Source organism: Streptomyces sp. CA-210063, assembly GCF_024612015.1.
Lineage (GTDB): Bacteria > Actinomycetota > Actinomycetes > Streptomycetales > Streptomycetaceae > Streptomyces.
The window spans coordinates 5,496,138-5,515,651 of sequence record NZ_CP102512.1 but is presented as its reverse complement, the minus strand read 5'-3'; the positions used below and the strand labels follow the sequence as shown (position 1 = coordinate 5,515,651).

17 protein-coding genes and 1 tRNA gene are annotated in these 19,514 nt (G+C 71.1%); 5 read left to right on the top strand and 13 right to left on the bottom strand.

Annotated features, from left to right (window positions below):
• Nucleotides 1-71 precede the first annotated feature (71 nt).
• The 6 genes from JIX56_RS23975 to JIX56_RS23950 form a co-directional block, all read right to left on the bottom strand.
• Nucleotides 72-1,730 (bottom strand): long-chain fatty acid--CoA ligase, encoded by a 1,659-nt coding sequence (locus JIX56_RS23975; RefSeq protein WP_257543420.1) that lies wholly within the window; start codon nucleotides 1,728-1,730, stop codon nucleotides 72-74.
• 158 nt (nucleotides 1,731-1,888) lie between these two features.
• Complete coding sequence (locus JIX56_RS23970; RefSeq protein WP_257543418.1) at nucleotides 1,889-2,530, bottom strand: SigE family RNA polymerase sigma factor; 642 nt, start codon at nucleotides 2,528-2,530, stop codon at nucleotides 1,889-1,891.
• Between the two features lie 217 nt (nucleotides 2,531-2,747).
• Nucleotides 2,748-3,914: a lipid-transfer protein gene (locus JIX56_RS23965; protein ID WP_257543416.1), complete on the bottom strand. Its 1,167-nt coding sequence runs from the start codon at nucleotides 3,912-3,914 to the stop codon at nucleotides 2,748-2,750.
• Nucleotides 3,911-4,396, bottom strand: a complete 486-nt coding sequence (locus JIX56_RS23960) for a MaoC/PaaZ C-terminal domain-containing protein (protein WP_257543414.1) — start codon at nucleotides 4,394-4,396, stop codon at nucleotides 3,911-3,913. Before JIX56_RS23960 ends, JIX56_RS23965 begins: the two co-directional genes overlap by 4 nt.
• Entirely contained in the window at nucleotides 4,393-5,490 is a 1,098-nt protein-coding gene (locus JIX56_RS23955) for a bifunctional MaoC family dehydratase N-terminal/OB-fold nucleic acid binding domain-containing protein (protein ID WP_257543412.1), read from the bottom strand. Before JIX56_RS23955 ends, JIX56_RS23960 begins: the two co-directional genes overlap by 4 nt.
• A gap of 231 nt (nucleotides 5,491-5,721) precedes the next feature.
• On the bottom strand, nucleotides 5,722-6,027 hold the full coding sequence (locus tag JIX56_RS23950; RefSeq protein WP_257543410.1) for a hypothetical protein: 306 nt from the start codon (nucleotides 6,025-6,027) through the stop codon (nucleotides 5,722-5,724).
• Nucleotides 6,028-6,379: 352 nt separating this feature from the next.
• On the opposite strand from JIX56_RS23950, the gene JIX56_RS23945 reads away from it, so the two are divergent.
• Nucleotides 6,380-7,252 carry a bifunctional DNA primase/polymerase gene (locus JIX56_RS23945; protein WP_257543408.1) on the top strand — a complete coding sequence of 291 codons (873 nt, stop codon included), beginning with the start codon at nucleotides 6,380-6,382 and terminating at the stop codon, nucleotides 7,250-7,252.
• Between the two features lie 121 nt (nucleotides 7,253-7,373).
• Here JIX56_RS23945 and JIX56_RS23940 read toward each other — a convergent pair whose 3' ends face one another.
• The 5 genes from JIX56_RS23940 to JIX56_RS23920 form a co-directional block, all read right to left on the bottom strand.
• A complete protein-coding gene (locus JIX56_RS23940) occupies nucleotides 7,374-7,601 on the bottom strand; it encodes an antitoxin (RefSeq protein WP_257543406.1) in 228 nt (75 codons plus the stop codon).
• Between the two features lie 134 nt (nucleotides 7,602-7,735).
• Nucleotides 7,736-7,822: transfer RNA gene (locus JIX56_RS23935), tRNA-Ser, on the bottom strand.
• Nucleotides 7,823-7,917: 95 nt separating this feature from the next.
• On the bottom strand, nucleotides 7,918-8,949 hold the full coding sequence (locus tag JIX56_RS23930; protein ID WP_257543404.1) for a glycoside hydrolase family 5 protein: 1,032 nt from the start codon (nucleotides 8,947-8,949) through the stop codon (nucleotides 7,918-7,920).
• Nucleotides 8,950-9,100: 151 nt separating this feature from the next.
• Nucleotides 9,101-10,390, bottom strand: coding sequence for an LmeA family phospholipid-binding protein (locus tag JIX56_RS23925; RefSeq protein WP_257543402.1), 1,290 nt, complete (start codon nucleotides 10,388-10,390; stop codon nucleotides 9,101-9,103).
• Nucleotides 10,391-10,627: 237 nt separating this feature from the next.
• On the bottom strand, nucleotides 10,628-12,436 hold the full coding sequence (locus JIX56_RS23920; protein ID WP_257543401.1) for a S1C family serine protease: 1,809 nt from the start codon (nucleotides 12,434-12,436) through the stop codon (nucleotides 10,628-10,630).
• Between the two features lie 254 nt (nucleotides 12,437-12,690).
• Between JIX56_RS23920 and JIX56_RS23915 the strand changes: the two genes are divergently transcribed.
• From JIX56_RS23915 to JIX56_RS23905, 3 genes are all read left to right on the top strand, one after another.
• Complete coding sequence (locus tag JIX56_RS23915) at nucleotides 12,691-13,500, top strand: glycerophosphodiester phosphodiesterase (protein ID WP_257543399.1); 810 nt, start codon at nucleotides 12,691-12,693, stop codon at nucleotides 13,498-13,500.
• 291 nt (nucleotides 13,501-13,791) lie between these two features.
• Nucleotides 13,792-14,421, top strand: coding sequence for an ATP-binding protein (locus JIX56_RS23910; protein WP_257543397.1), 630 nt, complete (start codon nucleotides 13,792-13,794; stop codon nucleotides 14,419-14,421).
• A gap of 153 nt (nucleotides 14,422-14,574) precedes the next feature.
• On the top strand, nucleotides 14,575-15,564 hold the full coding sequence (locus JIX56_RS23905; RefSeq protein ID WP_257543396.1) for an SEC-C domain-containing protein: 990 nt from the start codon (nucleotides 14,575-14,577) through the stop codon (nucleotides 15,562-15,564).
• A gap of 255 nt (nucleotides 15,565-15,819) precedes the next feature.
• Here the strand turns inward: JIX56_RS23905 and JIX56_RS23900 are convergent, their stop codons facing one another.
• Both JIX56_RS23900 and JIX56_RS23895 read right to left on the bottom strand, forming a co-directional pair.
• A complete protein-coding gene (locus JIX56_RS23900; RefSeq protein WP_257551070.1) occupies nucleotides 15,820-16,494 on the bottom strand; it encodes a hypothetical protein in 675 nt (224 codons plus the stop codon).
• 187 nt (nucleotides 16,495-16,681) lie between these two features.
• On the bottom strand, nucleotides 16,682-17,347 hold the full coding sequence (locus JIX56_RS23895; RefSeq protein ID WP_257543394.1) for a bifunctional DNA primase/polymerase: 666 nt from the start codon (nucleotides 17,345-17,347) through the stop codon (nucleotides 16,682-16,684).
• Between the two features lie 513 nt (nucleotides 17,348-17,860).
• Here JIX56_RS23895 and JIX56_RS23890 point away from each other — a divergent pair.
• Nucleotides 17,861-19,420 carry a PP2C family protein-serine/threonine phosphatase gene (locus tag JIX56_RS23890; protein WP_257543392.1) on the top strand — a complete coding sequence of 520 codons (1,560 nt, stop codon included), beginning with the start codon at nucleotides 17,861-17,863 and terminating at the stop codon, nucleotides 19,418-19,420.
• The last annotated feature ends 94 nt before the right edge of the window (nucleotides 19,421-19,514 follow it).

The window sequence follows — 19,514 nt, the reverse complement described above, 5'->3', positions numbered from 1 at the left end:
CAGGGCAGTGGGGGCGGTGTTTCACGTGAAACACCGCCCCCACTGCCCTGTGCGCAAGCCCTACGTCAGCCCTAGATCTGCGTCACGTCCAACGCGCCCTCGGCGTACTGCCTCCGCAGCACCTTCTTGTCGAACTTGCCCACGCTCGTCTTCGGCACGGCCTCGATGATCGTCCAGCGCTCGGGCAGCTGCCACTTGGCGATGTGGCCTTCGTCGGCGAGGAAAGAACGGAGGGCGGCGAAGTCGGCGGTCGAGCCCTCCTTCAGCACGACGGTGGCGAGGGGACGTTCGCCCCACTTCTCGTCCGGTACGGCCACGACGGCGGCCTCGGCGACGTCCGGGTGGGCCATGAGCGCGTTCTCCAGCTCGACGGAGGAGATCCACTCGCCGCCCGACTTGATGACGTCCTTGGCACGGTCGGTGAGGGTGAGGAAGCCGTCGGGGCTGATCGTGCCGACGTCGCCCGTCTTCAGCCAGCCGTCCTCGCTGAACTTGTCGTCCGGGCGGACGGGTTCGGCGCCCTGACCGCCGTAGTACGCGCCCGCGATCCAGGGACCGCGCACCTCCAGCTCACCGGCGGATTCGCCGTCCCAGGGGATGCGTTCGCCGCCGGGACCGGTGAGGCGGGCCTCGACGGAGGCGGGGAAGCGGCCCTGGGTGAGGCGGTACGCGAACTCCTCCTCCGAGCCGGCCTCGATATGGGCCGGCGGCCGGGCGATCGTGCCCAGGGGGGAGGTCTCCGTCATGCCCCAGGCGTGGCAGACGCGCATGCCCAGCTTGTCGAAGGCCTCCATGAGGGAGGGCGGACAGGCCGAGCCGCCGATGGTGACCTGGGTGAGCGAGGAGACCTCACGCGGGCGGGCGGCCAGCTCGGCGAGCAGGCCCTGCCAGATGGTCGGGACGGCGGCGGCGTGCGTCGGCTTCTGCGTCTCGATCATCTCGGCGAGCGGGCCGGGCTGCAGGAACCGGTCCGGCATCAGCATGTTGACGCCGGTCATGAAGGTCGCGTGCGGCACACCCCAGGCGTTGACGTGGAACTGCGGGACGACGACGAGGGAGAGGTCCGCGTCCGTCAGGCCCATGGACTGGGCCATGTTGATCTGCATGGAGTGCAGATAGATCGAGCGGTGGGAGTAGACGACGCCCTTGGGGTCGCCGGTGGTGCCGGAGGTGTAACACATGGCCGCGGCCGTGCGTTCGTCCAGCTCGGGCCAGTCGTACGTGGTCGGCTTGCCGGCGATCAGGTCCTCGTACTCGTGCACCTGGACGCTCGCTCCGGCGAGCAGCGACCGGTCGCCGGGCCCGGAGACGACGACGTGCTCCACCGGCTTGAGGTGCGGGAGGAGCGGCGCGAGGAGGGGGAGCAGCGAACCGTTGGCGATGATTACCCGGTCGGCGGCGTGGTGGACGATCCAGGCGAGCTGCTCGGGGGGCAGCCGCAGATTCAGGGTGTGGAGGACGGCCCCCATGGAGGGGATCGCGAAGTATGCCTCGACATGCTCCGAGTTGTTCCACATGAGAGTCGCGACCCGTTCGTCGCCGTCGACTCCGAGGTCGTCGCGCAGGGCGTGTGCCAGCTGCGCGGCGCGGGCGCCGATCTCGGCGAAGGAGCGGCGATGAGGCTCAGCCTCGCCGGTCCAGGTGATCACCTGCGACGTCCCGTGGATGACCTGTCCGTGGGTCAGGATCCTGGAGATCAACAGCGGTACGTCCTGCATGGTGCTCAGCACGGCGTCCTCCCGGGGCGGCTCTGCCAACGCGGTGGTAACGGTCGCGCTGATTCTGCTCGCATACCGAGCGGTATGTCACTAGGTCACAGGATGATCGATCAGAGAGAGTCATCCGGCGAGCCGGTTGCGTGAAGCCGCCTGACCGGCCAACGAACGAGCTACCGCACGGGTTCCAGCTCGGGGTCCTCGCGCAGCTTCCCCAGCGCGCGCGACACCGCCGACTTCACCGTGCCGACCGAGACGCCGAGGACCTCGGCCGTCTGTACCTCGCTCAGGTCCTCGTAATACCTGAGGACGACCATCGCCCGCTGCCGCGCCGGCAGCTTCATGATCGCCCGCCACATCGCGTCGTGCAGCGCCTGCTGTTCGGCCGGGTCCGCGCTCTGGACCCCCTCGGGCTCGGGCAGCTCGTCGCACGCGAACTCGTCCACCTTGCGCTTGCGCCACTGCGACGTGCGCGTGTTCAGCAGCGCCCGGCGCACATAGCCGTCGAGGGCCCGGTGGTCCTCGATGCGCTCCCAGGCGACGTACGTCTTGGCCAGCGCGGTCTGCAGCAGGTCCTCGGCGTCGCTCGGGTTCGCGGTCAGCGACCTGGCGGTGCGCAGCAGCACCGGCTGGCGGGCCTTCACGTACGCCGCGAACGACGGGTACGACAGGTTCGTCAGGCTCGACAGGGCCGGCCGGGTCGAGGTCGATCGGGCCGAGGTCGGCCGGGTCGAGGTCGCTCGGGCCGGGGTCGAGAGAGTCCGCGTCACGGGTGCAGCGGCCTTCGAAGCGCTGGTGCAGACGGGTGTGGTCATGGCTCCACGCTAGGAGCGGGCCCCGCCCGGCGGATCGGCCGCAGGTCCCGAAGACGAATCCCCCTCAGGTTGTAGGAGTGGGGCAGGCCCCACCTACTGAAGGTGGATGAACGGCCCCCATGTACTGAGGGTGTACCCCTGAGAAGCACCTGCCCGGGTTGTACGGCACCGGGCCCGGGGTACCTGATGCTCCCCTCAGCCGCCGCACCCCGACCGCTCACCCGTCCGTTCCCAGCACCAACCCCGAGGTCGGCACGCCCGTACCCGCCGTGACCAATACCCGTTCCGCCCCCGGGACCTGGTTCACCGCGGTGCCGCGCAGCTGCCGTACCGCCTCCGCGATGCCGTTCATGCCGTGCAGATACGCCTCGCCGAGCTGCCCGCCGTGGGTGTTGAGCGGCAGCCGCTCCTCCGCCACGAAGTCCGCCGCCTCCCCCGGCCCGCAGAACCCGAACTCCTCCAGCTGCATCAGCACGAACGGCGTGAAGTGGTCGTAGAGGATGCCCACGTCGATGTCGTCCGGGGTGAGCCCCGAGGTCCGCCGGAGCTGGCGGGCGACGACGCCCATCTCCGGCAGCCCGGTGAGGTCGCTGTCGTAGAAGCCGGTCATCTGCTGCTGCGCCCGGCCCGCGCCCTGGGCGGCCGCCACGACCACGGCCGGCGGCCGGGGCAGGTCCCGGGCCCGTTCCAGGGAGGTCACGACGAGCGCCTGGCCGCCGTCCGTCTCCTGGCAGCAGTCCAGCAGCCGCAGCGGCTCGACGATCCAGCGGGAGGCGGCGTGCTCGGCGAGGGTGATGGGGCGGCCGTGGAAGTACGCCGCCGGGTTCGTCGCCGCGTGCCTGCGGTCCACCACGGCCACGTGCCCGAACGCCTCGGGGGTCAGCCCGTACGCGTACAGGTACCGCTGGGCCGCCATCGCCACCCAGGACGCGGGCGTGAGCAGCCCGAACGGCAGGGTCCAGCCGAGCGCCACACCCTCCGCCGACGGCTCCCGGTGCCGTACGCCCGACCCGAACCGCCGCCCCGACCGCTCGTTGAACGCCCGGTAGCAGACCACGACCTCCGCCACGCCCGTCGCCACGGCGAGCGCCGCCTGCTGGACGGTCGCGCACGCGGCGCCGCCGCCGTAGTGGACGCGGGAGAAGAAGGACAGCTCGCCGATTCCGGCCGCCTGCGCGACCGTGATCTCCGGGCTCGTGTCCATCGTGAACGTCACCATCCCGTCCACGTCCGCCGGCGCCAGCCCCGCGTCGTCGAGCGCCGCCCGCACCGCCTCCACGGCCAGCCGCAGCTCGCTGCGCCCCGAGTCCTTGGAGAAGTCGGTCGCGCCGATCCCGACGATCGCCGCCTGTCCGCCGAGCCGGTCCTTGGTCCGTACACTCATTCGACGTCCTCCGTCGTGACCGGAAGCGTGCCCCGGACTGTGACCGGTCCCGGGCTCGGGCTCGGGCTCGGTCCCAGGCTCGGTCCCAGGCTCGGGCTCGGGACCGTGACGGTGACCGTGCCGGTGACGTGTCTGCCGATACCGTTGTCGCCGATGACCCTGACCGTGGCCGTGTGGCCGTCGGTCGCCTCGATCGTGCCGGTCAACACCATCGTGTCGCCGGGGTAGTTGGGGGCGCCGAGCCGGATCGCCACCTTGCGAAGGACGGCAGTCGGCCCGAAGTGGTCGGTGACATAGCGTCCCACCAGCCCGTTCGTCGTCAGGATGTTCATGAAGACGTCCGGCGACCCGCGCCGCCGCGCCAACTCCGGGTCGTGGTGCACGTCCTGGTAGTCGCGCGAGGCGATGGCCCCCGCGACGACGAGCGTGCGGGTGATCGCGATCTCCAGCGGCGGAAGCGCCTCCCCGGCCCTGGCCCTCACGCCCGCGCTCCCTCGTCCGCTGCTCCCACCGCTCCCACCGCTTCCGCCACTTCCACCGCTTCCACCGCTTCCGCCGACTCCTCCGCGCGGAACACCGGCAGCTCCAGCTCCTCGTCGTAGCGCACGAATTCGAGCCGTACGGGCATCCCGATCCGCACCTTGTCGTACGGCACCCCGATGACGTCGCTCACGATCCGGACCCCTTCCGCCAGCTCGATCAGCCCGACCGCGTACGGCGGATCGAAGGCCGGGAAGGGCGGGTGGTGCATGACGACGTACGAATAGACCGTGCCGTCGCCGCTCGCCTCGACCGTGTCCCACGCGGGCGAACCGCACGCGTTGCAGCCCGGCAGCCAGGGGAGACGGAGCGTGGCGCAGTCGGCGCAGCGCTGGATGAGGAGACGGTGGCGTGCGACGCCTTCCCAGAACCCGGCGTTGTCGCGGTTGACGACGGGGCGGGGACGCCGGGGCTGTGGTTGCTCAAGCTGGGGCTGGGGCTGTTCGGACTGGGGCTGGGGCTGCTCGGGCTGGGGCTGGGGCTGTTCGGACTGGGGCTGGGGCTGCTGGGGCTGGGGCTGGGGCTGTGCGGGCGGGGGTTGGGGCTTCTCGGGTGCGGCGGTCGGCGCGTACTTGAGGATCCGGAAGCGGTGGGTGCCGACGAGTTCGTCGCCCACGCGCACATCCATCCGGCTCGTGACGAAATACCCGGTGCCGAGCTTCGTGGTCTTCCGCTCCGACACCGACTCGATGACCGCGTCGAAAATGATCTCGTCCCCCGGCCGCAGCGCCCGCAGATACTCCTGTTCGCAGTCGGTGGCGACGACGGAGGTGCACCCGGCGCGGTCCAGCAGCGCGAGGAGTTCGTCGTACGCCGGCGCGCGGGTCTCGTGCCCGCTCAGCCCGCCCATCGTCCACACCTGGAGCATGGTGGGCGGGGCGATGGCGTCCGGGCCGGTGTAGGCGGGGTTGGTGTCCCCCATGGCCTCGCACCAGTGCCGGATCATGGGCGAGTTGACGGGATCCTTGCCACGGCCGCCGAGGACGGCCGCACGCCCCTCATAGGCCTTGAGTCGTACGGACAGGTCCTCGACCATCGTGCCGCAGCCCCCTCCGAAGTATCTGACTGTCCGTCAGATTGAAGGAACTGTCGCCCCAACTGTCAAGGTCGCCGAAACGCCTGTGCGGCGGTGCCGAAGCACCGCCGCACAGGCGTGTCACACCCCACAAACATGTCCCACACGTCCTGCGTCCGAGGGGCGGGACCTCAGGACCGGGGTGACCTCATCCGTCCCCACCCCCGGTCCCCCGAACCGCCCCCGGTCGCCTCACCAGAGGTTGGTGAAGCTGACGACGGCGTTCTTCTGGTCGATCGCCGTGAGGCCGGAGCCGTTGACCTGGGCGGTGTTGTTCTGGTTCGAGGCGCCGGAGCCGTTCGCCTGCTGCTGCGAGGTCGACGAGTTGCCGTTGTTGTCGTGACCGACACCGCTGCCGACGAGGTTCGCCACGCCCGCGTTCGATCCGTTGTCCGCGATGGCGCCGTTGTCGGCCGTCGCGACGCCGGTGAACAGGGCGGCGGCGAGCGGAAGCGCCGAGACGGCGGCCAGAACGCGGGCTGTACGGATGCTTGCCATGTGTGTTTCCTCCAGGGCTTTCCACAAGTACGGGTTGCCCCAAGGCAGTTGGCCGACCGCCTCGGTACTGGTCTTCGACGTCGCGAATCCAGAATTGCCCACCGAATCCCCGGCGAACCATCCCGGAAGCCCTGATTCCCCCTGAAGCGTGATGACAAGTCGATAAACCCTCTTGGATCAAGGAACTCGCAGCTCAGGCGCGATAAGCCCGCCGAACGGCAACAAGGTCGAGCGGAACAAGGGGAGTTGCGTTCCGACACCTTTCCAGCCAATCCACGCACGGACCCCCACGACCGAAAGGAACCCCCGAACCCCCCTTCCCTTTATCGAACATGCGTACGAACATAGAAGCATGGCCACCATGGACCGGCAGGCCACCACCCTGGCCCTGGCGCACGCCCTCTCCGCCGCCGAACGCGGACTGGCGGTGATCCCCCTGTCCCGCTCAAAACTCCCGGCCCTACGCTCCCCCCACCGGGACGACCCCGCCCCCTCTCCTTCTCCCTCTCCCTGCCACGGCGAATGCGGCCGCTTCGGCCACGGCGTCCACGACGCCTCCACCGACCCCCACCGCGTCCGCGAACTCTTCGCCGCCGCCCCCTGGGCCACCGGCTACGGCATCGCCTGCGGCGTCGGTCCCCACCACCTGATCGGCATCGACCTCGACACCAAATCCGGTACGGACTCCTCGACCGCCCTGCGAGAACTGGCCCTCCGCCACCTGTTCACCATCCCGGAGACGGTCGTCGTCCTGACCCCCAGCGGCGGCCGCCACCTCTGGCTCACCGGCCCGCCCGACGTCGTCGTCCCCAACTCCGCGAGCCGTCTCGCCCCCGGCATCGACATCCGCGGCGCCGGCGGCTACCTCGTCGGCCCCGGCTCCCGCACCGACCACGGCGTCTACGGCACGGCCCCCGGCACGGCCCACCTGCCCCCGGCCGCCTGCCCCCCGGAGCTGCTCCGCCTGCTCCTCCCACCGCCGCGCCCGAACACCTCCCACAGGGCCGGCGGCCACGGCCACGGCCTGATCCACTTCGTCCGGACCGCCCAGGAGGGCCAACGCAACACCCGCCTCTTCTGGGCCGCCTGCCGCGCGTACGAGAACGGCCTCGGCCCCGACCTGACGAACGCGCTGGTCGAGGCGGCCGTCCACACGGGGCTCACGGAACGGGAGGCGAGGTCGACGATCGCTTCGGCGGCGCGGATGTCGGGGCGGGGGGTGTGATGCGGATCAACCGAACTGCCCCCTCACACAGACGACCGGCGCCCATGTCACAGGCGCCGGTCGTTGGAAGAACTGGGCCTACGACCCCCGTCACCACGGAACCCCCCGGGCGACGACCCCACTACCGCGGCGGATCCTCGCGGCCGGGCTCTGTCTGCCCCGTCTGCCCTGTCTGCCCTGTCTGCTCGGAGCCCATCTGCCGCCTGAGCCTGTCCTGAGCCGTGTCGACCTGGCCGCTGTACTTCCCCTGCGTCCGCTCGTCGACGTAGTCGCCGGCCTTGTCGACGCCCTTCCCGGCCTGCTCCTCGTGGCCCTTCAGCATCTGCTTGAGCTTGTCCATCACAGACATCACGGCTCCTTCCGCCGTTCGCCATCCCCTCCAGAATCAGCACCCCTCCCACAGGCCGCATCCCGTACACACGCCGAAGGGGCGCCCCGTAACCGGGACGCCCCTTCTGACCAGCAAGTTTCACTCACCTACGGCGGTGGGTGTGGGATTTGAACCCACGGTGACATCGCTGCCACGACGGTTTTCAAGACCGTTCCCTTAGGCCGCTCGGGCAACCCACCTACGCCCCGGCCACCTGGGACGGAGCGGGTACAGCGTACCGGCACCGAGCGTTTCGCGGGGGCGTGGTCCACATCGGGGCCGCGCCCCCGCCGCGTTACTGCTTCCAGGCCCAGTGCAGGCGGTCGAGGCCGCTCTGGTTGTTGAGCTTCAGGGTGAGGCGGGTGCCTGTGCCCTGGAGGGTGGTGAGGGAGTAGGTGTCGCCGTTGCGCAGGCCGGGCCAGTAGACCGAGCCCAGGCCCAGCTCCCGGATGGTGTCGGTCGCGGCCTGGATGTAGGCGACTTCGTTGGAGCCGTTGACCGGGCCGTTGTAGTCCAGGCCGGTCGTCATGGAAGCGCCGAACTCGTCCAGGATCGTGCGGGAGGCGCAGTCGCCGATGCGTTCCTTGAAGTCTGCCTTCCACTGGTCGACGCTGGTCCAGTCGGTGTGCCAGAAGCCGTAGTTGTGCAGGGCGATCCGGGTGCCGTCGAGCCGGCTGTCGGCGCACACGGGCTTGACGTCCTCGCTGTACTTGATGCCGCCGACGAGGACCCGGTCGCGGGGGATGAAGCGGTGCCTGGTCAGCCAGTTCGCGGCCACGTCGCGCCACTCCTGGGAGGTGTAGCCGAACGGCTCGTTCATCGGCTCGAAGTACACCTTGGGGTTGCCGGCGTAGGCGGAGGTGATCCGCGCCCACATCCGGTCCCACGAGGCCTGGTCGTCGATCTTGCCGTCCTTGGCGTTGTCGGCCTCCCAGTAGCCCAGGACGACCTTGAAGCCCTTGGCGGTGGCCGCGTCGATCGCGCCCCGGTACGACTTCCAGAAGGAGCCGTTCACGGAGGTGGGATTGACGGGCAGACGGACCGTGTTGGCGCCGAGCTCGGCGAACCCGCCGATGATCGCCCTGGACTTGGCGTACGTCGTGGCGTAGCTGTCGGAGGTGGACAGGCCCGAGGGTACGACCGCGTCGTCGGCGTAGTTGTCGCGCGGATCGGCCCAGTTGACCCCTTGGAAGTCACTGACGGGCGGCGGCGAGGCGTGGCGGGAGGCGGCTGCGGACGCGGGGGAGGCGAGGGCCCCGCCGAATGCCGTGACGCCGGCCAGGAACGCCCCCAGGCAAGCTGTCCCGCGATGGCTCTTTCGTGACACGACATCCCCTTCTGGGCAGTTGCGTCCGCGAAACCTCGACTGCAGGTCGGCGGCTCTGTGGCTCCCGCAAAGTAGAAGAGATCCCGAACAGAGGTCAACACATCTGCACACCAAATTTCATCAAGAACCCAGGGTCACGGATGCAGGCCCGCTAACTGCCCACGGCCAGCCCCGAACCCGTCAGCCGTACCCGGACGCCGTCCTCCTCCACGCGGACGTCCCGCAGCCGTACGTCCCCGTGCTCCGGCTCCGGCAACTCGAAGGACAGCGACAGCCGTTCGGCGAGGACCGGGCGGGTGAGCCGGGACAGGGCGTCGAGGAGCGCCGGGTCGAGGCCCAGGCCGCGGAGCACCTCGGGGTTGTCCAGGGCCAGGTCGATGAGGTTGAGGCCCTGGGCCTGGCGGGTGAAGCGCGGGGAGCCGGTCAGTTCGGCGAGCTTGCCGTCGTCGTTCAGGGCCTCGCGCACGGCCGGCCGGGACATCCCCAGCCGCCGCACGATCGCCGGGACCGACAGCAGCGCCTTCGCCTTACGGGTCTCCCGGGCGAGGTCGGCGGATGCCTTCGGCGTCAGGTGCAGGCCCTCCGAGGCGCGCGTGCCGGGGCGGTAGGTGGCCAGGTCCCCGATGTCCAGGCGCATACCGCCGATCTCCGTGGCGATGCCCCGCTCGCCCTGCCGCTGGATCGTGGCCTCGGCGCGCAGCCTCAGGTCGTGCCCGGCGACCGGCAGGGTACCGCGGGCCCGGACCCGGTCACGGCCGTCTCCGGTGAACGTCACCTGGGACGCGCCGAGTTCGCGATTGAGGTCGGCGAAGGACAGCAGGACGTCGCCGTCGAGCCGGGGGACGCGGGCGCCGCGCACGGAGGTGAGGCCGTCGGCGTCCAGCCGTATGTCATGGGCCGTGGCCGACACCTTCGCCAGCGACACCCGGTCGGCCGCCACGTCCGGCACGGTCAGCCGCACCGAGTCCAGCCGCTGGTCGGCGAGTTGGGTGAGGAAGGGGAAGCCGCCGATCTCCACCTCGGGCGCCGCGGCCAGGTCCAGCCGGTCCTTGAGGGTCTCCGCGGTCCTGTGCTCGGCGTACAGCAGTGCCCAGCGGTCGCCGAGGGTGACGAATGCGGCGAGCACGACCAGGCCCACCACCGCCTTCACCGCGAACGGCAGCCCGGCGAAACGGCCCCGCCGACGCCGGCCGCCCCGCCGGTGGACGGGAGGGGTCCACTCCGGTTCCCGCTCCGGCTCCGGTTCCCGCTCCTGTTCGGCCCACTGACCGGTGGTGCCCTCGCCGAAGAAGACCTCCAGAGAGGTGTCCTCCAGGGGGCCGTCGTCGAGGGCGCCGAGTTCGTCGTAGGGGTTGCGGGGCGCTTCCGAGCGGTCGTGGGGTGGCGCTTCGGAGCGGTCGTGGGGACGGTGACGCGGATCCATGCGGTGGGGGTTGCGCATCGATTCATCCGAACACGCGCACCACCCCCGCCCGCAACCTGAACCCCGGGGATGCGATGTAGTTCACGATCGCGATCCGGGCCGCCTACGGGGATTCAGGTCGTCAACGCGCCCTGGAGGAACACGACTGACTGGAGAACGCGGTCGCTGTCGGCGCGGTCCGCTGCCCGCAACACCGCGCCGCAGCACCCGTGATCAGGAGTGCCGCGGCGCAAGGGTGTGACGACGGAGAACGGGTCAGCTGTCGCCCTCGCGTTCGCCGAGGGTGACCTCCGCTGTGCGGGTCTTGCCGTCGCGCTCGTAGGTGAGGGTGACCTTGTCGCCGGGGAGGTGGGTCCAGATCTCGCCGATGAGGGTGGGGCCGCTGTCGACGACGTGGTCGTCGAGCTTGGTGATGACGTCGCCGGGCTTGAGGCCGGCCTTGTCGGCGGGGCCGCCCGGGGTGATGGAGTCCTCGCCGGACTCGGTGATCTTCGCTCCGCCGGTGCCCTCCTCCAGGGAGACGGAGGCGCCGATCACCGGGTACACCGGCTTGCCCGTCCTGATCAGCTGCTGGGCCACGTTCTTGGCCTGGTTGATCGGGATGGCGAAGCCGAGGCCGATGGAGCCCGCCTGGCCGGAGCCGAAGCTGCCGTTGCTGGCGGACTGGATGGCCGAGTTGATGCCGATGACATTGCCCCGGGCGTCGAGGAGGGGGCCGCCGGAGTTGCCGGGGTTGATCGACGCGTCGGTCTGCAGGGCGCTCATGTACGACGCCTTGCTGCTCGACGAGCCGTCGCTGGAGGCCACCGGGCGGTTCTTGGCGCTGATGATGCCCGTCGTGACCGTGTTCGACAGGCCGAAGGGGGCGCCGATCGCGATCGTCGAGTCGCCCACCGCCACCTTGTCGGAGTCGCCCAGAGTCAGGGGCTTCAGATCCGTCGGCGCGTTCTTCAGCTTGATGACCGCCACGTCGTAGCCCTGTGCGTGGCCGACGACCTCGGCGTCGTACTTCTTGCCGCTCGGGAAGGTGGCCGACACCTTGCCGCCGTCGACGGCCTCCGCCACCACGTGGTTGTTGGTGACGATGTGGCCTTCCTTGTCGAACACGAAGCCGGTGCCCGTGCCGCCCTCGCCGTCGCTGTTCGACGCCTCGATGGTGACCGTGCTCGGCAGCGCCGCGGAGGCCACGGCGGCGACCGTACCGGCCGCGCGCTTGACGTCACCGCCGTTCTGCGAGGCCGAGACGGTCGTGGAGCCGGTGGAGGTGTCATTGCGGTCGGCCAGCGTGTAGCCGATGCCGCCGCCGACCCCGCCCGCGACCAGCGCGGCCACGAGGATCGCGGCGATCAGACCGCCGCGCTTGTTGCCCGGCTTGGGGGCCGGCTGCTGCGTCTGCTGCCACGGGGAGCCCCAGCCGCCGTCGCCGGAGCCTCCGTGGCCACCAGGACCACCGGCGCCTCCGGCCGCGCCCGCGTTTCCGTACGCGCCGCTGCCGTCCGCGTACGCGCCGCCGGCGCCGTTGTCCGCGTACGAGGGGACGGCGGGCGGTGGCGGGGGCGGCCAGGCCGCGTCGGGCGCGGAGGACCCACCAGGCCCACCGGGCCCGCCGGTTCCGCCCACGCCACCGGTCCCGCCGGTCCCGCCTGCGCCACCGGTCCCGCCGGGTGCCTGTCCGTAGCCCCCGCCGACCGCCTGGGCCACGCCCTGGTCCTGTGGCATGCCCTGGCCCTGGCCCGCTGCCGCCGCGTAGCCGGGCGCCCCTGCGGACACCAGCTCGGGATGCGGCTGCTGTGCCGTCGGCTGCTCCGCATGCGGTACCTGCGCCACCGGCGGCTGCACCGCGGTCGCGCCCGGCTGCGGGGCCGTCGGCGGGACCGGCGGGAGCTGCGTCGTCGGCGCGTTGTCGGCGGGGATACCGGCCGGGGCCGCCTGGGCGGTGGTCTCCGCCGGTGCCGCGCTCGGCTCGTGCGCCGGGGCCGGCGCGGAGGCAGCGGGAGTTTCCACCGGCACGGGAGGTGCGGACGGGGCCGGGGGTACCGCGGTGCCCTCGTTCTCGGTGCTCACAGCTTTTCTCCTCGATCCACGGCTTCAGCTTGTCGGCGGTCGACTGTTCTTGGTCGCACATGAGGCTGTGCGTGACCGTTGTATGCGGTCAGCTTTTCCCACGAGCCGTCAGGGCACCATAAGCGGTTTCTGTGGGTCCGGGACCTTCCTTTATATAGGATCTATCGGACTAATGGCGTGTACTGTGCGTACAGACCAGGTCGTCCACCGTCACCACCCCCACGCGTACCCCGCCACGGTGGCACCATGACGCGGTGACCCACGCACCACAGCTCCCGATTCAGGTCGTCGCCCACCGGGGGGCCTCCGAGGCTGCCCCCGAGCACACCCTGGCCGCGTACAAGAAGGCGATCGAGGACGGGGCGGACGCCCTCGAATGCGATGTCCGGCTGACGGCGGACGGCCACCTCGTCTGTGTCCACGACCGACGCGTCAACCGTACGTCGAACGGTCGCGGCGCGGTCTCCGCCCTGGAACTCGCCGACCTGGCCGCCCTGGACTTCGGCTCCTGGCGGAACGGCGACGAGGCCCCCGACTGGGAGGTCACCCCCGAGGACCGGGCGGACACCTCCGTCCTCACCCTTGAACGCCTGCTCGAACTCGTGGCCGACGCCGGACGCCGGGTGGAGCTGGCCATCGAGACCAAGCACCCCACGCGCTGGGCCGGTCAGGTGGAGGAGCGGCTGCTGGTCCTGCTGAAGCGGTTCGGTCTGGACGCGCCGGAGCCGGCCGCCGAGTCGGCGGTACGGATCATGAGTTTCTCGGCGCGCTCCCTGCACCGCGTCCGGGCCGCGTCCCCGACGCTGCCGACGGTCTATCTGATGCAGTTCGTCTCACCCCGGCTGCGCGACGGGCGACTGCCCGCCGGTGTCGGGATCGCCGGCCCCTCGATCCGGATCGTGCGCAACCACCCCGCGTTCATCGAGCGCCTGAAGAAAACCGGCCACCAGGTGCACGTGTGGACCGTGAACGAGCCCCAGGACGTCGACCTCTGTGTCGAGCTGGGCGTCGACGCCATCATCACCAACCGTCCACGCGCGGTCCTCCACCAACTCGGCCGCTGACCGCACCCCCTCCAGGTCACCACCGAGCGAACGGGCTCCAACAACTCCGAACACCCCGATATCGACAACTCCGCACACGACCTCCCCGACGGCTTCGAACACGCTTCTGTTCACATCTGCGAGCACTCCGCCGAGCCCTGCCACCGCCGCCGACCGCTCTTGACGGAGGTAAGAATTCCGCCAAGACGGCCGGACCACACCCGAGGACAAGTCGGCACATCGGGGGCGAAATTCAGCCAGACGGCTACGGGGAGTGCACCGGCGCGTTCGGTCCGTATTCGATCGTTACGAGTGCGTCAGAGCACGTGTGTTGGCCGGTTTCCAGTCCAGTCCAATGGGGCATTCACACCGTGGCGTGGGGCGAAGGAGGTCTCGGGGGTGGCGTTGGTGGTGGCACAGGAGGTGCCCACGTCGTCGAGCATGGCCGTACCCCATGGCCCTGCGGGCGTGGGGGAAGCGAGGCACCGGATGCGCGATCAGTTGCGCGACGGTGGTGTGGCGGAATCGGTCATCGACGACGCCCTGCTGATCCTTTCCGAACTACTCAGCAATGCCTGCAAACACGGCAGGCCGCTCGGCGACGCCCTGGCCGGTGACGGCGATGTGCGCTGCGCCTGGCGCGTGGACCCCTCGGGGCGGCTCACGGTCGAGGTGACGGACGGCGGTGGTCCGACCCGTCCGGTTCCGTCCACGCCCTCGGTCACCGCACACGGCGGCCGCGGGCTGAACATCGTGACGGCACTGGCCGACGACTGGGGCGTGCGCGACGACGCCCGCGGCGAGGTCACCGTGTGGGTCGTCGTCCAGCACGACGTCCTCCGCGCCCACCGCCGGGACGACTTCGCCACCCGCGTGGCGGCCCCGTCGGTCTCCGCCCTCCCCGACCTGGACTTCGCGGACGCGTTCGACGACATGGACTGACCGCCGGTCGGGCGCGACCCGGCCTGAACGACCCGGCTTGAACCACCGGTTCCGGGACGACTCGGTGCGTTGTCCACAGGGTCCCGTCGGGCGTCGTACGAGCGGCTAGGCTCGCGCCAGTACGAGACGAGCCGTGATCGGGAGACACCCACGATGGCCAAGAAGCGACCCCACACGAAGGCCAAGCGCCCACAGGACACCGGCGGAGTCGGCGCCGTAGGCGCTGATGGGCAGGTTCCGGTTGTCGGCGCGCGCGAGCAATGCCCCTGCGGCAGCGGCCGCCGTTACAAGGCCTGTCACGGCCGGGCCGCCGCCCAGGCGGTGACCGAGCTGGTGCGGCGACCCTTCGAGGACCTGCCGGGCGAGTGCGACTGGGTCGCGCTGCGCGAGCTGGTGCCCGCCGCCACCGTCGAGCTGAAGCTGAAGGACGCGCTCCCCGAGGGCGTCCCCTCGGTCACGCTCGCCACCGTCCTGCCGATGGCCTGGCCCGCGCTGCGCCGCGACGACGGCACGGTGCTGCTCGGCCTGCAGAACGACACGGCGTCGGGCGACATCAGCCGCGACCTCGCCGACACCCTCCAGCGCGCCCTGGTCGCAGAGCCGGGCACTCCGGTTCCGGGCCGACGCGCCCCGGCCGACGGTCCGCGCCTGCAGGACCTGCTCGACCCCGAAGGTGAGTTCGAGCCAGTTGTGCACTCGGGCTTCGAGTTCTGGGTCCCGGACACGGAGAACGCGACCCCGGAGGTGACCGCCTCCCTGGAGCGCGCCAACTCCGCGGCCATCCCGACCGTGAAGCTCGCGGGCGTCGACTCGGCGTACTGGTGCGAGACCCCCGAGAAGAACCACCTGCGCTGGGTCATGCCGCACGCCGAGGAGCGGCTTCTGGACGCTCTCGCGCGGCTGCACGCGGCCGGGCGCTCCGGCCTCGGCGAGGGCACCCGGCTGGTGGGCTCCTTCCGTGCTCACGGCCTCACCGTGCCGGTCTGGGACCTGCCGAGCGGGGTCGGCGCGGACGACATCGAGAAGCCAGCGGCCGAGTTCGCCGAGCGGCTCGCCGCCGCCCTGGCCGACGAGTCCCCGCTCACCGCGGACGAGCGCCGGGCACGCGGCGGACTCACCAACCGACAGGTCACGCTCAGCTGACATTCGCTCCCGGGCCGACCGCGCGGCCGGCTGATCGAGTGCGTTCGAAGTGTGGTGACTCCTGTCACAACTCCCCTACGTGACAGGCAAATTCGTGTCCGAATAGCCAAGACCGAATTTGCGAAGCGCCGATCTCTTGTTACGGTTCCATTAGCCCGGTTGCTGGTGCATCCCCCGTCGCCAGCAACCGGGTCTTTTCATGCCCGGGCTCCGGAGCGCCTCCGCTGTACGGAACCCCTCTGGGCGTCAACCCCCTTACGAGCGGCCCGAGTTGCTCCCTGAGCGCAGCAACAGCGGCCCACTGCCGTCGGGTGCCGCGAACTCCGCCACGGCCGTGTACGCCCCCGTACCGCCCCGCGTGCGCTCCCTCGGCGTCTCGCACGCCCCCGGCTCGTCGTGCGCGCCCACGGCGCAGTGCATGCGTACGGTGCGCCCGCCGGGCGCCATCAGGCTGAGGACCGAACTCAGCTCCCGCCCGGTCGCGTTGCGGTAGTAGGTGCGGGCCCATGTCTCCTCACCCTGAGTGAGGACACACGTCTGCGCCTCGATGCCGTCGGGGGAGGTGAGTTCGGGGCCGCAGCGGGCGGCGGTGGCGAGTCCGAGGCCGAGCGGCTCGCGCGAGGACCGCTCGGGGCCGTCCGCCGCGTCGACCCCGTCCGCCGCCTTCTCGTCCGCCCCGCCCTCCTTCGGATCCACGCGCCCGGAGGACTCCTGGACATCCCCGCCGGGCCCGTCCGCGCTTCCGTCGGCACCGCTGCCGCCCCCGGCCCCGAGTCCGGCGGCAGCACCGACGCGCCCGGCGGCACGATCGAGTGCGGAGGGGAGAGCGGGCTCGGAGGTGAGGGCGCGTTCGGACGTACGTACGTCGCCGAGCGGGCCGGCGGAGGCGGCGAGCGGCAGGCCCAGCGCGACCGCGACCGCCGCGGTCAGTCCCGCGAGGCGGAGTCGGCGCGGATCCGGCCCGCCGTCCGCCGGCTTCGGTGCTCGGTGGCTCCGGAGCGGGGGAGCGCTGTGGCGACCGCGCGACGACGGAGCCCCTTGGCCCCCGGGAAGACGCTGCATGTGCGGAAGATAACGACCGACCGGGGGCGCCCGGTCCCCCGCGCGCCGGGCGGGCTCAGAACTCGGGCGCGCTCACACCCGTACGAGTGAGGGCGTCGACGACCGCGTCCACGACCGCCTCGACGTCGGGCACCCAGGGCGCGGCCGAACCGGGCAGCGGTGCGCGCTCCCAGCGGATCGAGCCGTGGCCGGTCTCGGAGGGGGGCAGGGCCAGATAGCCGCCCTCGCCGTGGAAACGGAGGGAACCGGGCACGAAGTCCTTGGCGTAGAGCAGCTCGCCCAGCTGCTCCATCGAGTACGGCGCCACCAGGATCGCCCAGCGGTGCGGGGCCGCGACCACGGGGCCGAGGCGCATCCCCGTGCGGTCGAGCGCGGCGAGGGCACGGGAGGCGGCCAGGGCCGGCAGGCTCACCGCGCAGGGGGCGCTGCCCCCGGTGGCCAGCACGATCGGCGCCGTCGGCCGGTTGTTCCACCACCAGCGGACCATGCGCTCATCGGTGGTGGCGGCCAGCAGGCCGGGATCGAAGGGGTGAGCGCCGGGCACCACGCACTCCGGGTCCGGGCAGCCGCAGCGGGCACGCCCCTGCGGGTCCGGCGCCACCCCCGGGAGTACGGGCCACTGCCATTCCGTCGCGAACGTCAGGGCCTGCTCAAGAAGCTCGGGCCTCCCGCCGTTGCGCCTGGACAGGAGCCTGCGTCGCTTTCCGGGGATCTCGCGCATGAGCGCTCGTCCTTTCCGTTGCACGCATGGCAACACCGTGGGGTCACTCACAACATGTGTCGTTCACTTCACTGTGCGTACCTGTCGGCGCGTCACACCCCTGTCGCGGACAAGGGGAACTCCTGCGGGCCGAGCTCGGTTACGTCCGCGTCCATCGCTTGCGTCGACTTGCGTCTGTCAAAAGCATGGCCATGGCGCAGGGGTGGCGGCGCCTGGCGTTTTGCTGTCCCGCGTGTGCTCGCCGCCTCCGCCACGGGAGGATGGGGCTCGGTCGTCGGTGGATAGGACGCCCGGTTCCGTCGCCAGGTTCCGGGTGGCCTCCGCCACCCCTGGTCTTCACCGAGTACGTACCCATCACGACCGCTGTGACGCTCTGTTGAACAAGGCCAGTCGACCTCAATACACCGTTCACCACAACACTTTTTAGCCAACTTCGCATTTTCCAGAGGACTGGACAAGAAGGGGACAGGAGTCCAACGGTGTCTCACGGACACCAGATATCCCAGCAGGACAATGCTGGACATCCCCTCACGAGTGCGTGTACATGTGGAGACACTGCTAGCGGCGCAGAATGACATGGGGGTTTGCGATGCTTTTGAGCAATACGCACCGGTCGGAAAGCCGGACACCATGAACGCCCCTCACCCTCCGAAAGTGGCTGGAATCGATTCAACGGTTCCCTCCCCCGCACACACTGTCGCGCCCACGCCCGTGGCCCCGGGCACCCCCTCGGCCACTCCCGCCACAGAACCGGGCACCGCTCCGGGCGCCGTTCTGCAGGACAGACTCGCGGGCTGGGTCTCGGACCTCACGACGCTGCACGAACTCACCGAACGTCTGACCCGCACGAACTCACTCGACAGCGCCCTGAAGGAAACCCTGCACGCCGGAGCCGCCCTCGTCGGCGCCCGACGCGGTCTCGTCGTCCTGGAACCGGGCGACGGACTCGGCCCGGACACCACCATCGGACTCGGCCTCGGCCGCGCCGATCTCGGGCACATCGAGACCGTGCCGCGCAGCTCCCTGCCGTACGGCCGCATCCTCGACGGACTGCCGGGCGGCGACGGCGAGATCGCCCAGCCCGACCTGTTCGCCGAGGACGGGCTCCACCCCCGCCACCGCGAGGTGGCCGCCCGGCTCGGATACGCGGCGAGCTACGCGCTCCCCCTGTCCACCGAGGCGGCCGGCCGCCGCGGCGCCGCCGTCTGGCTGTACGACGAGCCCGCGGAGCCGGTCGAGCGGCAGCGGCACCTCGCCGGGCTCTACTCGCGGTACGCCGCCGAGCACCTGGCGCGGCTCGTCGAGGTCGAGCGCACGCGCGCGTGCATGGCGACGATCGCCGAGGAACTGCTCCCCTCCCGGCTGCCCCGCGTCCCCGGCGTCCAGCTCGCCGCCCGGCACCGCACCGTGCCGCGCGGCGGCGGCGACTGGTACGACGCGCTGCCGCTGCCCGACGCCGCGCTCGGCCTCGCGGTCGGCTCGGTGACCGGGTCCGGGCCCAGCGCGATCGCCGCGATGGGCCGGCTGCGGGCCTCGCTGCGCGCGTACGCCGTGATGGAGGGCGAGGACCCCGTCGCCGTCCTCTCCGACCTGGAGCTGCTGCTGCGCCTCACCGAGCCCGCCCGCTCCGCCACCGCGCTCTTCGCCTACGTCGAGCCGGCGCTGCGCAAGATCACGCTGGCCGGGGCCGGGCACAGCCCGCCGCTGGTGATCGGCGAGCGGCGCACCGAGTACGTGGAGACGTCCCTGTCGGCGCCTCTCGGCATGCTCGCCTGCTGGGAGGCGCCCAGCGTCGAGCTGACCGCCCAGCAAGGAGAAACCGTCCTGCTGTACACCGACGGCCTCCTCCAGCGCACCGGCGAGCCCGTCGACCGCGCCTTCGCCCGCCTCCACGCGGCCGCGGCAGGCGTCCCCCGGGCCCTGCGCACGGACCCCGGCGCGATCGCCGACCACGTGCTGCGGACCGTCCTGCCGCACGGGCTCGACGAGGGGGCATCTCCCGGTCGAGCGAAGCCGGGAGCGGGGGAGGGCGGCGCGGAGGACGTGGTGCTGCTGGCGGCACGGTTCGAGTAGGCCCTCCTGGAGGACCTCCGGTCGTGCCTGCGCGGTCGCCTCGGGCCAGGCACGCCGAGCCTTTTCGGCTGCTTCGCGTGAGCATTCGGTGACC